Here is a 13,237-nt window from a genome sequence, read left to right as displayed (position 1 = left end):
TCAGACGTCCTTGCGCAAAATGCCGTAGACCACCTGATAGGTCGCCGGCAGCCCCTGGGGTTGGCGGAACTGTTCGTAAGCCTCGACCAGAGCACGAATCCGCGCACGACCGGTCAGGCCGTCCGGGCGCCCCGGATTGAGATTGTGTGCGCCGATGTCCTTGAGCGAGCGGGTCAGCTCGCGTAGGTCGGCAAAATGCAGCACCTCGGCCCGGCGCTGCAGGCTCTGGACTTTCAAGCCACTGGCCGCGCACAGGTGCTGATAGTCACTGAAGCGGCGGAAGCGGTTGACGTGAACAAAGCCATCAACCGCCTGCCAGCTGTCGCGCAGCTCCTGCAGGGTACCCACGCACAGGCTGCTGAAGGCCAGCACACCGCCAGGCTGCAGCACCCGCCGCGCCTCGCGCAGCACCGAGGAGAAATCGCCGCACCATTGCAGCGCCAGGCTGGAGAAGATCAACTGCTGGCTGGCACTGCGCAGCGGCAGTTGCTCCGCATCACCCGCGACAAACAGCCTGGCACCACCCAGCGGGCGCGCATGTCGCAGCATGCCCTCGGCGATATCCAGCGCCATGCCCTGCGCCGTCGGGAAGCGCTGCGCCAGCTCGCGACTGAAATAGCCGGTGCCGCAGCCCAGGTCGAGCCACTGCTGCACCTGGCAATCGGCAGGCAGCGCGTTCAGCAGCTGCTGACCCACAGTGCGCTGCAGCTCCGCCACGGCATCGTAGCTAGCCGCTGCACGGGAGAACGACGCCGCCACCTGACGCTTGTCCGGCAGCCCGCCGTGCCCCACTTCGGCCGAACGCAGGGCATCAGTCATCGCGCACCTCGGTGAGGAAAGCATCGATGGCCGCCGCTACCTCATGCGGCCGCTCCAGCGGGAAGGCATGACTGCCTGCCTCCAGCAGACCGACTTCGATATCCGGCTGCAATGCCAGCAATGCCTCGGCCACTTCCGCCGGCACCAGCTCATCGCCTGCAGCGAAAAGATGCAACTGCGGCCCGGCGTAACGCTGGATGGCGTCGCGGCTGTCAAAGTTGGCCAGCACCTGCAGGCCGGCGAGCAACTGCTCGGCGCTGGCATGCGGCGCCGCCATGTTCAGCTGACGCGCCAGAGCACGCGGATCGGCGGCACCCTGACTGCAGAGCAGGCTGAAGCGTTTCAGCGTCGCGGCAGGATTTTCCTCGCAGCCCTGATAGAACGCATTGAAGGTGGCCTCCGGCATGCCTTGCGGCCATTCGTCATGCGCCACAAAGCAGGGGTTGCTGGCCAAAGTCAGCAGACCGCAGCAACGCTCGCCACGCAGCGCCGCCAGCTCACTGGCCAACATGCCGCCCAACGACCAGCCACCGAGCCAGGTATAGGGCGGCAGACGCTCGTCCAGCTCCAGCAGCCATTCGCGGCTGTCGCCACTGTCCAGCTCCGGCAGCGACTCGATCTCCACCAGCAGATGCTCGTCCAGCCGGCGCAAGGCCTCGGCCAGCACTTCCAGCGGCAGACTCCCAAGCCCCCAGCCCGGCAGCAGAATTAGCTTGTTACGCATCGGCACCCTCCTCGGGTTGTGCCAGCAGCGGCCAGCATTCGGCCAGCGCTTGCAACAGTCGCTCCAGTTGCGCTTCGCTGTGCGCGGCGGAGAGCGTCACGCGCAGACGCGCACTGCCGGCTGGCACGGTCGGCGGACGGATGGCGCCGACCAGCAGGCCGCGCTCCTTGAGCATGGCTGACAACTGCATGGCCCGCGCACTGTCGCCGACCAGAATCGGCTGAATCGGCGTCGGGCTGTCCATCAGGATCAGACCGATCTCGGCCGCGCCCTGACGGAAACGGGCAATCAGTGCGTTCAGATGATCACGCCGCCAGCCTTCACTCCGCAGCAACTCAAGGCTCTTGAGGGTGGAGCAGGCCACCGCCGGCGGCTGGCTGGTGGTGTAGATGTAGGGGCGGGCGAACTGGATCAGCGTCTCGATCAGTTCCTCGCTGCCGGCAACAAAGGCACCAGCGGTGCCGAAGGCCTTGCCCAAGGTGCCGACCAATACCGGCACGTCATCCAGCCCCAGACCGAAATGCTCGACGATGCCGCCACCATTGGCGCCCAGCGGGCCAAAGCCGTGGGCATCATCAACCATCACCCAGGCCTTTTTTCGACGTGCCTCGGCGCACAGCGCCGGCAGGTCAGCGAGGTCGCCGTCCATGCTGAACACGCCATCGGTGACCACCAGGGTATTGCCCGTGGACTTCTCCAGGCGTCCGGCCAGACTGGCGGCGTCATTGTGCAGGTAGCGCGAAAAACGCGCGCCGGACAGCAGCCCCGCATCCAGCAGGGAGGCATGATTGAGGCGGTCTTCAAGAACCGTATCACCCTGCCCGACAAGGGCGGTGACGGCGGCCAAATTGGCCATGTAGCCGGTGGAGAACAGCAGCGCTCGCGGACGTCCGGTGAACTCGGCCAGCGCCTCTTCCAGTTCGTGATGCGGCGTGCTGTGGCCGATCACCAGGTGCGAGGCACCGCCGCCAACGCCCCACTGCTCGGCGCCGGCACGCAGAGCCGCAATCACCTCGGGGTGATTGGCCAGGCCCAGATAATCGTTGGAGCAGAAGGCCAGCAGCGACTGGCCATCGACGCGCACCTCGACGCCCTGCGGCCCTTCCAGCAACGGGCGCTGGCGGAACAGGTGGGCAGCACGGCGGTCGGCCAGGCGCGTGGCGAGATCAAAGGCCATCGGCGGCCCCGGCTCAGGCCGACGCGGCGTTGTAGAACAGCTTGGAGTCGCGCTGCTCGGCCAGAGCCTGCTCGATGGCGGCCTGATGCACCTCGTCGGCATGCTCCTCGCGCTCTTCCGGCTTGATGCCGAGGCGCTTGAACAGGGCCATGTCCTTGTCGGCCTGCGGGTTGGCCGTGGTCAGCAGCTTCTCGCCGTAGAAGATCGAATTGGCGCCGGCCATAAAGGCCAGGGCCTGCATCTGCTCGTTCATCGCCTCGCGCCCGGCGGACAGGCGCACATGGGATTTGGGCATCATGATCCGCGCCACGGCCAGCATGCGGATGAAGTCGAACGGATCGACATCCTGCTCCTCGGCCAGCGGCGTGCCCTTGACCTTGACCAGCATGTTGATCGGCACGGACTCCGGATGCTCCGGCAGGTTGGCCAGCTGGATCAGCAGGCCGGCGCGATCGTCCAGCGACTCGCCCATGCCGAGAATGCCGCCGGAGCAGATCTTCATCCCAGCCTCGCGCACATAAGCGAGGGTCTGCAGACGCTCGCTGTAAGTGCGGGTGGTGATGATGTTGCCGTAGAACTCCGGCGAGGTATCCAGGTTGTGGTTGTAGTAGTCGAGGCCGGCGGCGGCCAGCGCCTGAGTCTGCTCCTTGTCGAGCTTGCCCAGGGTCATGCAGGTTTCCAGACCCAGCGCCTTCACGCCCTCGACCATCTTCAGCACGTAGGGCATGTCCTTGGCCGACGGGTGCTTCCACGCCGCGCCCATGCAGAAGCGGGTGGAGCCGATGGCCTTGGCCTCGGCGGCCGCCTTGAGCACCTTCTCCACCTCCATCAGCTTTTCCTTGTCCAGGCCGGTGTTGTAGTGGCCGGACTGCGGGCAGTACTTGCAGTCCTCGGGACAGGCGCCGGTCTTGATCGACAGCAGGGTGGAAACCTGCACGCGGTTCGGGTCGAAGTGCGCACGGTGCACGGTCTGCGCCTGGAACAGCAGGTCGTTGAACGGTTGCTCGAACAACGCCTTGACCTCGGCCAGGGTCCAGTCGTGACGGGTAACGGAGGCAGTGCTGGCACTCATCGGGGTATTCCTTATTCGTTGGCTGCTAGGCTGATCGCAACACGGATGCAGGCATCGTCAGGGAAGCACCATGCGCTGTCAACCAGCCCGGCAATATCAGGTTTACAACTGGACAAAAAACAAACAACCCTGCCTGCTCTGCGATGAGCCGGCCGAAGCCGGCCCACCGCTGTGTGCGGCCTGTGAAGCAGAGCTGCCCTGGCTCGGCGCGCACTGTGCGGTGTGCGCCCTGCCGCTGACAGGCACGCCAGAGGGCAGCTCACTGACCTGCGGCGCCTGCCTGCGCAAACCACCGCCCTTCAACCGGGTCGAGGCGGTCTGGCGCTATGCCTTCCCGCTGGACAGCCTGATCACCCGCTTCAAGCATCAGGCGCAATGGCCCATGGGACGCCTGCTGGCCAGTCTGATGTCACATCACCTGCAGCATGCATTCAGCGAAGGCCTGCCGCGCCCGGATCTGCTGCTCCCCGTGCCACTGAGCCGGCAGCGCCTGCGCCAGCGTGGCTTCAATCAGGCGGCGATGCTCGCCGGCTGGCTGGCCGGCGAACTGCAGCTGAAGCAGCAGGCAGCCTGGCTGCAACGTGTGCAGGACACGCCGGCGCAGCAGAACCTGGATGCCGCCCAGCGCCAGCGCAACCTGCGTCACGCCTTCGCCCTGGCCGGGCAGGCCGAGGTGCAGGGCCTGCATCTGGCACTGGTGGATGACGTGCTGACCACTGGCGCCACCGCCACCAGCCTGGCGCGCCTGTTGCTCAAAGCAGGCGCGGCGCGGGTGGACATCTACTGCCTGGCGCGCACGCCCCGCCCGGGTTACGCCTAAAGAGGTAATTGACCCGCCCGGCGCGATCGCTCAGGGTATAGCGCTATATACCAATCTATACGGCGAATCCCGATGAGCCTGTTGACCACCCTCGCCCAGCACGTCGCCCGGCGGCCCCAGCGGATCGCCCTGCTGCAGCAGATCGCCGAGCAGGGCTCGATCACCCGCGCGGCCAAGGCAGCCGGTCTGAGTTACAAGGCCGCCTGGGATGCCATCGAGGAACTCAACAACCTGGCGGCCACGCCACTGGTGGAGCGCAGCGTCGGCGGCCGTGGCGGCGGTGGCGCGCGCCTGTCCGCGCAAGGCGAGCGTCTGCTGCAGCTGTACCAGCGCCTGGAAGCGCTGCAGGCCCAGGTGCTGCAGGCCGCCGAGCACGACAGCGACCTGCAGCTGCTCGGCCGCCTGATGCTGCACACCAGCGCCCGCAATCAGCTGAGCGGCTGGGTGCGCGCCATTCACCCCAGCGGCGGCAACGACCTGATCGACATCGAGCTGCCGGGCGGCGCCTGCCTGCAAGCGCAGATCACCCACGACAGCACCCTGCGCCTGCACCTGCAGCCGGGCAGCAACGTGGTCGCCCTGTTCAAGGCCGGCTGGCTGAAGCTGAGCCCCGCTGCCACGACCAGCATGGAGGACAACCAGTTGAGCGGCCATATCGAACAGATTGTGAACGGGGACGACAGCTGTGAAGTGCACATCCGTCTGAGCGGCGGCCAGTCCCTGTGTGCCCTGACCCAGGCCGCGCAGCTACAGGCCGAGCAACTCACCCTCAACAGCCCGGTACTGGCCCAGGTCAGCCCGAGCCAGGTACTGATCGGTCGCCAGTTCTGAGCGCCGCCCCTCCTGACCGCAGAGAGCCTTGATCATGCGTTTTTTGCTCACCACCGCCCTGCTCAGCCTGACCCTGCACGCGCAGGCCGCCGATCCGCTGCGCATTGCCGTCGCGGCCAACCTGCTACCGGTGATGGAGCGGATCACCCACGACTACCAGCAGCACGGCGGCCAACCCGTGCAACTGGCGGGTGGCTCCAGTGGCGCATTCTTCGAGCAGATCCGCCGTGGAGCGCCTTTCGACCTGTTCTTCTCCGCCGACGCCGAGCGCCCGCAGCAACTGGTCGCCGCGGGCATCGGCCAGGGCGCGCACAGTTACGCCTGCGGACGCCTGGCCCTGTGGACGCCACGCCACCGCCCCGACCTCAACGCTCTGCCCGCCGGCAAGCTGGCCATTGCCCAGCCGGACACCGCGCCCTACGGCAAGGCTGCCCTGCAGGCCCTGGAGCGCAGCGGCCAGTTGCAGGCCGTGCAGCCACGCCTGGTGTATGCCCAGGACATCGGCCAGGCCTACCAGTTCGTCTCCAGTGGCAATGCCCCCGCCGGCCTGGTCGCGCTGAGCCAGTTGCGCGCCAGCCAGATCCCCGCCGGCCAGTACGCCGCGCTCGCCGATACGCTGTACAGGCCCCTGCTGCAGAAGCGCATCCTGCTGGCCACCGGCACGCGTGCGGCGCTGGCAGAAGACTTCCTGCAGTTCTTCGAGGCGCAGCAGAGCACGCTGAAGAACGCCGGTTACATCCTGCCCGGAGAGCCCGGCTGTGCTGCTGAGTAACGCCGACTGGCAAGCGGTGGGCATCAGCCTGCAACTGGCCGGCCTGTCCACTGCACTCCTGCTGCTGATCGGCCTGCCTCTGGCGGTCTGGCGGGTGCGCCGGGAAACGCCGCTGCGTCGGGTACTGGACGCCGTGCTGGCTCTGCCGCTGGTTCTGCCGCCCACGGTGCTGGGCTTTTACCTGCTGGTGCTGTTCGCCCCGCAGACGCTGCTCGGCAGCAGCTGGCAATGGCTGAGCGGCCAGCCACTGGCCTTCAGCTTTTCCGGACTGGTGCTGGGCTCGGTGATCTATTCGCTGCCCTTCGTCGTGCAGCCGCTGACCGTCGCCCTGCGCGAGATCCCGGTCAATCTGCTGGAGTCGGCCGCCAGCCTCGGTGCCAACCGCTGGCAGCGCCTGTGGCGCATCACCCTGCCCCTGCTGCGGCGTGGCCTGCTGGTCGCCGCCACCCTGGGTTTTGCCCACACGCTGGGTGAATTCGGCGTGGTGCTGATGCTCGGCGGCAGCATTCCGGGAGAAACCCAGGTGGTGTCTATCGCCCTGTTCCAGCATGTCGAAGCCTCGCGCTACGCCCAGGCCCATCAACTGGCGGCCATCATGCTCGGCCTGTCGTTCTTCCTTCTGCTGCTGGTCTATGGCCTGGGTGCCCAGCGCCGAGCCGCCCCCGCACCGCGCGACTAACCAGCAGCCTGCTAGACTGGCGGCCCCGCCACTGGAGCCGGCCATGACCCACCCCTTTGCCACCCTCAGTCCCGACCTGGTGCTGGATGCCGTAGAAAGCCTCGGTTACCTCAGCGATGCGCGGGTATTGGCCCTCAACAGCTACGAGAACCGCGTCTATCAGGTCGGCATCGAAGGCGAGACCCCGCTGATCGCCAAGTTCTACCGCCCCGGGCGCTGGAGCGATGCGGCCATCCGCGAGGAACATGCCTTCAGCCTGGAACTGGCCGAACATGAGATACCGGTGGTGGCCCCCTTGCTGCGCGATGGCGAGAGCCTGTTCGAACATGCCGGTTTCCGCTTTGCCCTGTTCCCGCGGCGCGGCGGTCATGCGCCGGAGCCGGGCAATCTGGATCAGCTGTACCGCCTCGGCCAGTTGCTCGGCCGCCTGCACGGTGTCGGTGCCAGCCGGCCGTTCCAGCACCGCGAAACCATGACAGTCGAGAACTTCGGCCACCTGTCACTCGCCTGCGTACTGGACAGCGGCTTTCTCCCGGCCAGCCTGCGCCCGGCCTACGAATCGGTCGCCCGCGATCTGCTGGCGCGGCTGGATGCGCTGTTCGCCAGCGTGCGCTACACAACCATCCGCCTGCATGGCGACTGCCACCCGGGGAACCTGCTGTACCGCGACGAAGCCTTCCACATGGTCGACCTCGACGACTGCCGCATGGGCCCGGCCGTGCAGGACCTGTGGATGATGCTGGCCGGCGAACGGCAGGAGCGCCTGAGCCAGCTCAGTGAGCTGATAGAGGGTTATCAGGAGTTCCACAACTTCGACCCGCGTGAACTGGCCCTGATCGAGGGCCTGAGAAGCCTGCGCCTGCTCCATTACAGTGCATGGCTGGCCCGTCGCTGGGACGACCCGGCCTTCCCCATGAGCTTTCCCTGGTTCGCCAACGAACGCTACTGGGGCGATCAGGTCCTGGCTCTACGCGAGCAACTGGCCGCTCTGGACGAAGCGCCGCTGCAATTGTTCTGATTTTTTCAGGGCTCGGTTCTGCGCTTTCATAAAACTGGCACACGGGCTGCATAGGCTTAAGCAACCGAGCAGCAGCTCTTCCAGTTTCGGGGACCTTGGTACAGGCAGGCCGGGGATTCCCTTTTTTATCGCCAGCACTGAGGCCACCCCACGGGGTGGCCTCAGTCGTTTCAGCGATACAGCTCGCGCCGGAAAATCAGTGGCTCGGCACCCCGATAGACACCGAAGGTCGCCAGCCCCTGCGGCGCCTCACGCCCGGCGCCTCGCCAGTCGTACCAGAGCCAGTCCGGCAGGCAGTTGGCTTGCCCGGCAATACAGGCAGTTGGCGTGGGCAGACCGACCGGCACCGAGCCGTCGTTGCCCGCCCCTGGGGCGGTCAGGGTGATTACCCCCTGTGCCTCCGTCAGCGCGGGCGAGGAGAGGCTGGCCGTGGTGTCACCCACACTGAGATTGCCCGTAGGAGTGCCCAGCTGGGGTTGCCCCAGCACGGCCGCCGTGCAGGTATCCGCGCGTTCCAGCTGGAACAGCCCCGTGCTGCTGCCCTGCCAGCTCTCCAGACGCAGCGGCAGCGCCAGTGGCTGAAGCTCGGAGCCATGGGCATTGCCGATGGACAGACGTCCCAGGCGCACCTGACTGCCGGAAAAGTCATAGCTGTAGGTCTGACAGCTGCTGCCATTGCCGACGCAGGCACCATCGGCATCGGTCAGGGCCGAGGCGCTGAAGCCCTGACGGATGGCCGCATTGAACGGCAGATCATCGGCCAGCGGCACCGTGGCCGGCGCGTACAGCAACTGCTCACCACTCCAGCGCCAGGTCCGCGCACCATCGCCACCGTCCGCCCCGCTCTGACTGATGGCCAGAGTTCCCTGAGCCAGCAGACGCCCGGGAGTATCCAGGCTGGCCTTGCCGGTGACAGACCGGTAGTCGTCTCGTCCCGGCAGACTCAGACGCCAGAAGCTACCCCGGTCATAGTTGCCGGTCACCCCGTCCTGGCGGTTGAACGCTGTCACCGTCAGCCGTGGATCCTGCCCAGTGGCAAAGGCCATCGGCTGCCCCTGGTAGCTGAAGGCGCTGCCGCAGGACGTCGTCAGCGCCGCCTCACCACTGGCCCGCAGGAAGGCCGGGGCAAAACGGCCGACCAGACCGCTCACCGTGGCACTGACCGTCTCACCGAAATAGGCATTGGCCGGCGGCGTGGCGGCGATTCTGAACACGCCTACCTCGGAGATCGACTGGCTGACCTCGGTCTGATTACCCGTAGCCAGGCTACCCAGCAGATGGTTGTAGCTGCTCACCCCCAGCGTGCCATTGCTACCGCCGACAGGCCCCTGCACCTGGCTGGCCAGGGCAATGCCGTTCAACTGGAAGTTGGGGGTCACACTGTTGTCTGCCAGCGCTTCTGCTGTAAGGGCATCTCCGTCTTGCCAGGCGACCGCCTTGATTCGCAGGCTGAACGGATCACCGGCCCGTACCCCGCCCGGGTACAGCGGACAACTGATATCGGCTGCCGTGCAACTCGCCGCCGTGTCGGTCTGCAGCAGCAGGCCGTAGGGTTTGCTGACAAACTGATCGGAGCCTGTCATCACCAAACCAGCATCAGTGCCGGAGGTGGGCGCATAACGGGCATCAAGCGTTATCAGTCCGGCATCGGCGTACTGCACTGTCAAAGGCGCACTGGCCGTGTCATCAAAGCTCAGGCTGACATCGGTGTTGCTGGTCACGGCACTGCCGTTGACCTGCACCGGCAAAGTACCGCTCGCCGGATTGGTGTAGCTGCGGCTGAACTGCACACTGCGTATTCCATTACTGAAACCCGGAACACAGGCCTGGGTGGCGTCATCTTTTTTCACTGCGCGCAGCGTCGCTGCGGTCGGCTTGGCCGCCAAGGTATTGGGCACATCGAAGATAAACCCGCTGTCGGCAAACACCACATCACAGGCAGCACCGGTACCCCAAGCACCGTTGCCGGTCTTGCAACGGGTCTGCGATAAGGCTTTGAGCGGCGGGGTGCTGGACACCGCACTCATGCGCACCGTTCCAGCCGTACGGACGGCCAACTGGGCATTGGCGATGCCGCCACTGAAGGTCAGTCCGCTCCAGCCAGCCGGGCTGAGCACCGCGCTCAAGGGCGGATTGGTACCGGTATAGGGCGTGGTACAGGGCACGGCACTGTCCATACAGGCCTTCACCGTCACCGCCAGCGGGGTGCAGGTCAGAGCGTTGCCCGCATGGGAGAGCTCGAAATGATCAATCTGCTGACCGATCAGATTAATCTCAGCAGCACAAACCTGAAGATCATCGAGTTCGTGAAAATTGGTCGACCCGCCGGTGGAACCGGTCAGCGAGAGAAAGAAGTTTGCCGGCAAAGCCGCCTGTCCCGTGGCAGCCAGGACATTGACCGCGTTGAGATTGGGCAAGACCACAAACCCAGACCCCGTATCACGTTCCACCGTAACCAAGGCCTTGGCTGGATCCCGGCCATCTACGGTAATCCGGTAGAGAAAGCCAGGCCCTGGCGTCGCCCCCGACACATCGATCCCGGGATTTAAAGCAGGCGTATTGGTACCGTTTATGTATTGGTAACCGGTATTGCCAGACCCCGAACCGCGAATAGCCACCGAATCCGGTCGCCGGCCTGGCCCCGGGGGCGTTGGGCTGACGCTGCCCTCTGTGGAAAAGTTACCAAACTCATCGATACCCACGCCCAGCCAGCCACCGGCAAAGCCGACATTTGAGCCGCCTTTGGTCCCGTAACCCAGCGGCCCACCGTCAGCACCGGGCTGAGGCGTTACTGATGCATCCGACAACACGACAGCGATCCCATCGGCGCCACTGCCGCCATAGGCATAGTGCCGGAACTGCACCTGCACAAAGTTGCTGGCGGCGGGAAACAGGCGTTGCAAGGTCGAAACTGTCGAGACCGTACCTGCATTGGGCGTCAGTCGCATGCGATTACTGACAATTGTCGGCAAATGTGCAGCCACCTTGGCAGAAACCACCCAATCCCCCCCCAAAGCGCTGCGATTGAAATTATCGGTGAAACAGGTCGTGGCCGGATTGGTGATGCACGCATTGGCCGGTGTGGAGTTAGGCAGGCAGGTGCCGTAAACCTTGCTGGGGCTGTTGACCCGCACGGTGGAAAATCCCGGTGCCGTCAGGTTGCCAAACACCGTTGTGTTGTTCAGGGTAATTTCGTTGCTGACCGAGGTCAGCGTCACTGGCGTGCTGGCGCCACCCACCAGGCTGTTGGTAAAGGTGATACCGCTGGCACCGGTCACGGAACCGGACGTCATGGTCACACCGGAAAAGGTCGCCGGATTATTCCCCGCGAAGAAAGGCCCCTGAATAGTGCCTCCTGTGATCTGCAACGAACCCGAGTTGGAACGCGCGCCGCCGCTGAGGTTGGTGTTGGTCGAGGTCACACTGCAGCAACCGCTGGTAACCAGCCCGGCAACCGAACCACCGGTCAGGCTGACTGTGCCGTTGTTGCTGGTCAGGGTACCGCCGACCGTTGTGCCATTGGTGGTGATCGCCCCATTACTGGTGACATTGCCTACCACACTGCCGCCTGTCAGGCTGATGGTGCTCGAAGTGCCGCTGATCGAACCGGACACGACCGTACCGGCCAGGTTGATGGCCCCGCTGCCCGAGACCACGGAGCCGGTGATCGTGTTGCTGCCGGTCGCCGTCAGATTGCCGAAACTGGTTTGCACGCTGATAACCCGGGTCGCGGTACCCACACTGGTGCTGTTCAATGCCATGGCACTCGTAGCCACCACATTAATGCTGACGTTGTTGGCCGAGATGGTCAGTACGTCGCCGGACAGCGTGCTGACGTCTCCATTACAGGTAAAGACGAAAGCCCCGCTGGTGCCGGATCGGCTCCAGGCTCCACTGCAGATGGAAGAGCCAGCAACGGAAGTGCTGACCACCGGGTTTGCAGGGTTGATGGTGCCTACATTGAAGGTATAGGTCGCTGCCTGCGCCAGGACGGGCACCAGCAACAGAAGACCATACAGCACTCGCCACATCATCAGCGCTCCACTGATGCCGTCAAACGACGGTAGGCATAATCCGGTCGACTGCCTGGGGCGCCGTTCTGCGCCTGAGCGGTGAGCCGGTAGATGGTCAGGCTGGAACCATCCTCATCGGTATGGCTGGTGCTGCTGCAGGTCAGGCTGACCGTGAACTCGCTCAACCCGCCGCCGGCCATGCTCACGCCGCTGTTGCTGCAGCTGCCGGCATTGACGGCGCTGCTAATGCCCCATTCCAGTCCGGCGCGGGCGGCCTGATAGGCGCGCGCTTGCTGCAGGGCCAGGCTGTTGCTGCCGTGCTGCGTAGTCGACAGGCGCGCCATCGCTGCGATCACCAGGGTGATCACGATGATGACGAACAGCGCCGCCACCAGACCGAAACCCTGCTGCCGGCCCCGCACTTCAGGGCGCATTGTCGACGTGCACCTGTTGCAGCAACTCAAGGTTCTCGCCCTCCTCACTGATGGTCAGGCTCATGGTCAGCAGGCCCGCACGCTGGGTGGTGCCGGGCTGGTAGGTAAAGCGGCAGCCACTGACCTGCGACGCCAGCGGCTGTGGATTCGAGCCGGCAGGCGGGGTCGCGGGGATACTGCTGTTGAGCGCTGTGTAGCTGTAGCGCACCAGTTGACCGCCGCTGCAGCGATAACCCACCACACGTTCAGCCAGATAAATACGCCGCTGCGGTGAGGCCAGGGCAAAACGGAATCCGCCGGACGGCAGATTATTCAGCGCGATCAGCTGCTCATTCGCCGGCGCACCGGCCTGCACGGAAAAAGTGATGCCGGTGGGCGTGATCACCCCGGGGTTGGCCGGCGCCCAGACATTAGAGCCGGGCGTCGGGACGCCGCCGGATTCGGCCCCCACGTTGTACAGCACCAGCCAGTTGGCCCCGGCCGGATTCAGCGTGGCATCCAGCAACTGGAAGTTGTTGCAGCCGCCATCCGCGGTGCTGCTGCCGCAGCTGCCGGCGGCGGCCGAGGAAAAGCGCAGACCGTCGCTGCCAACCCGGTTCGGCCGGTAACGCGCCGCGCTGTGAATCAGCAGCAGCTCCAGCGCCAGGCCATCGGTCGAAACGCGCAACGAGTTGGGCACTGCCAGGCGCACATCGCGCGCCACGCGGTTGAGCGAGGTGGCCGCCAGGTCCACCAGTTCGGCACGCCGGCTCTGGCCGACGAAGCCCTCCAGCGGCCGCGACAGCACAGAGCTGATCATCACTGCGACGATACCGGCGATGGCAATCACCATGATCAGCTCGACCAACGTGAACCCTGTGCTGGTTGAACGGCGCATG

The 13,237-nt window shown here is 65.3% G+C and carries 12 protein-coding genes; 5 read left to right on the top strand and 7 right to left on the bottom strand.

Annotated features, from left to right (window positions below; all coding sequences use genetic code 11):
• From bioC to bioB, 4 genes are read right to left on the bottom strand one after another with little or no spacing between them, the layout of a single operon-like run.
• Positions 1-819 carry a malonyl-ACP O-methyltransferase BioC gene (bioC, locus tag CK486_RS08950; RefSeq protein ID WP_095939941.1) on the bottom strand — a complete coding sequence of 273 codons (819 nt, stop codon included), beginning with the start codon at positions 817-819 and terminating at the stop codon, positions 1-3.
• Positions 812-1,543: an alpha/beta fold hydrolase gene (locus CK486_RS08945; RefSeq protein ID WP_095939940.1), complete on the bottom strand. Its 732-nt coding sequence runs from the start codon at positions 1,541-1,543 to the stop codon at positions 812-814. The genes bioC and CK486_RS08945 overlap by 8 nt, the downstream gene beginning before the upstream one ends.
• A complete protein-coding gene (bioF, locus tag CK486_RS08940; protein ID WP_095939939.1) occupies positions 1,536-2,720 on the bottom strand; it encodes an 8-amino-7-oxononanoate synthase in 1,185 nt (394 codons plus the stop codon). The genes CK486_RS08945 and bioF overlap by 8 nt, the downstream gene beginning before the upstream one ends.
• 13 nt (positions 2,721-2,733) lie before the next feature.
• Complete coding sequence (gene bioB / locus CK486_RS08935) at positions 2,734-3,792, bottom strand: biotin synthase BioB (protein ID WP_095939938.1); 1,059 nt, start codon at positions 3,790-3,792, stop codon at positions 2,734-2,736.
• A 70-nt stretch (positions 3,793-3,862) separates the two neighbouring features.
• Here bioB and CK486_RS08930 point away from each other — a divergent pair, with 70 nt between their 5' ends.
• The 5 genes from CK486_RS08930 to CK486_RS08910 all read left to right on the top strand — a co-directional run bounded on the left by CK486_RS08930 (position 3,863) and on the right by CK486_RS08910 (position 7,912).
• On the top strand, positions 3,863-4,612 hold the full coding sequence (locus tag CK486_RS08930; RefSeq protein ID WP_095939937.1) for a ComF family protein: 750 nt from the start codon (positions 3,863-3,865) through the stop codon (positions 4,610-4,612).
• Between the two features lie 72 nt (positions 4,613-4,684).
• The gene (locus CK486_RS08925) at positions 4,685-5,443 is read left to right on the top strand and encodes a TOBE domain-containing protein (RefSeq protein ID WP_095939936.1); all 759 of its coding nucleotides are present in this window, start codon (positions 4,685-4,687) and stop codon (positions 5,441-5,443) included.
• A 34-nt stretch (positions 5,444-5,477) separates the two neighbouring features.
• Positions 5,478-6,215 carry a molybdate ABC transporter substrate-binding protein gene (gene modA / locus CK486_RS08920; protein WP_095939935.1) on the top strand — a complete coding sequence of 246 codons (738 nt, stop codon included), beginning with the start codon at positions 5,478-5,480 and terminating at the stop codon, positions 6,213-6,215.
• Positions 6,202-6,894, top strand: a complete 693-nt coding sequence (gene modB, locus CK486_RS08915; protein ID WP_095939934.1) for a molybdate ABC transporter permease subunit — start codon at positions 6,202-6,204, stop codon at positions 6,892-6,894. The genes modA and modB overlap by 14 nt, the downstream gene beginning before the upstream one ends.
• A gap of 43 nt (positions 6,895-6,937) precedes the next feature.
• Positions 6,938-7,912, top strand: a complete 975-nt coding sequence (locus CK486_RS08910) for a serine/threonine protein kinase (protein WP_095939933.1) — start codon at positions 6,938-6,940, stop codon at positions 7,910-7,912.
• 170 nt (positions 7,913-8,082) lie between these two features.
• Here CK486_RS08910 and CK486_RS08905 read toward each other — a convergent pair whose 3' ends face one another.
• Genes CK486_RS08905 through CK486_RS08895 form a run of 3 tightly spaced genes read right to left on the bottom strand, consistent with a single transcriptional unit; the run spans position 8,083 to position 13,236 of the window.
• The gene (locus tag CK486_RS08905) at positions 8,083-11,946 is read right to left on the bottom strand and encodes a DUF6701 domain-containing protein (RefSeq protein WP_141248894.1); all 3,864 of its coding nucleotides are present in this window, start codon (positions 11,944-11,946) and stop codon (positions 8,083-8,085) included.
• Positions 11,946-12,359: a hypothetical protein gene (locus tag CK486_RS08900; protein ID WP_095939931.1), complete on the bottom strand. Its 414-nt coding sequence runs from the start codon at positions 12,357-12,359 to the stop codon at positions 11,946-11,948. Before CK486_RS08900 ends, CK486_RS08905 begins: the two co-directional genes overlap by 1 nt.
• Positions 12,349-13,236 carry a type II secretion system protein gene (locus CK486_RS08895; RefSeq protein WP_095939930.1) on the bottom strand — a complete coding sequence of 296 codons (888 nt, stop codon included), beginning with the start codon at positions 13,234-13,236 and terminating at the stop codon, positions 12,349-12,351. The genes CK486_RS08900 and CK486_RS08895 overlap by 11 nt, the downstream gene beginning before the upstream one ends.
• Position 13,237 lies beyond the last annotated feature (1 nt).

This window comes from Pseudomonas sp. HAR-UPW-AIA-41 (assembly GCF_002304225.1).
Taxonomy (GTDB): Bacteria; Pseudomonadota; Gammaproteobacteria; order Pseudomonadales; family Pseudomonadaceae; genus Aquipseudomonas.
Note: the sequence above shows the minus strand (reverse complement) of the source record. Positions and strands in the feature narration are given on the sequence as shown.

What these genes read in the sequence shown, in the direction of transcription:
- bioC (WP_095939941.1), bottom strand. Translation starts at nt 819, where the DNA reads ATGACTGATGCCCTGCGTTCGGCCGAAGTGGGGCACGGCGGGCTGCCG.
- CK486_RS08945 (WP_095939940.1), bottom strand. Translation starts at nt 1,543, where the DNA reads ATGCGTAACAAGCTAATTCTGCTGCCGGGCTGGGGGCTTGGGAGTCTG.
- bioF (WP_095939939.1), bottom strand. Translation starts at nt 2,720, where the DNA reads ATGGCCTTTGATCTCGCCACGCGCCTGGCCGACCGCCGTGCTGCCCAC.
- bioB (WP_095939938.1), bottom strand. Translation starts at nt 3,792, where the DNA reads ATGAGTGCCAGCACTGCCTCCGTTACCCGTCACGACTGGACCCTGGCC.
- CK486_RS08930 (WP_095939937.1), top strand. Translation starts at nt 3,863, where the DNA reads ATGCGCTGTCAACCAGCCCGGCAATATCAGGTTTACAACTGGACAAAA.
- CK486_RS08925 (WP_095939936.1), top strand. Translation starts at nt 4,685, where the DNA reads ATGAGCCTGTTGACCACCCTCGCCCAGCACGTCGCCCGGCGGCCCCAG.
- modA (WP_095939935.1), top strand. Translation starts at nt 5,478, where the DNA reads ATGCGTTTTTTGCTCACCACCGCCCTGCTCAGCCTGACCCTGCACGCG.
- CK486_RS08910 (WP_095939933.1), top strand. Translation starts at nt 6,938, where the DNA reads ATGACCCACCCCTTTGCCACCCTCAGTCCCGACCTGGTGCTGGATGCC.
- CK486_RS08905 (WP_141248894.1), bottom strand. Translation starts at nt 11,946, where the DNA reads ATGATGTGGCGAGTGCTGTATGGTCTTCTGTTGCTGGTGCCCGTCCTG.
- CK486_RS08900 (WP_095939931.1), bottom strand. Translation starts at nt 12,359, where the DNA reads ATGCGCCCTGAAGTGCGGGGCCGGCAGCAGGGTTTCGGTCTGGTGGCG.
- CK486_RS08895 (WP_095939930.1), bottom strand. Translation starts at nt 13,236, where the DNA reads ATGCGCCGTTCAACCAGCACAGGGTTCACGTTGGTCGAGCTGATCATG.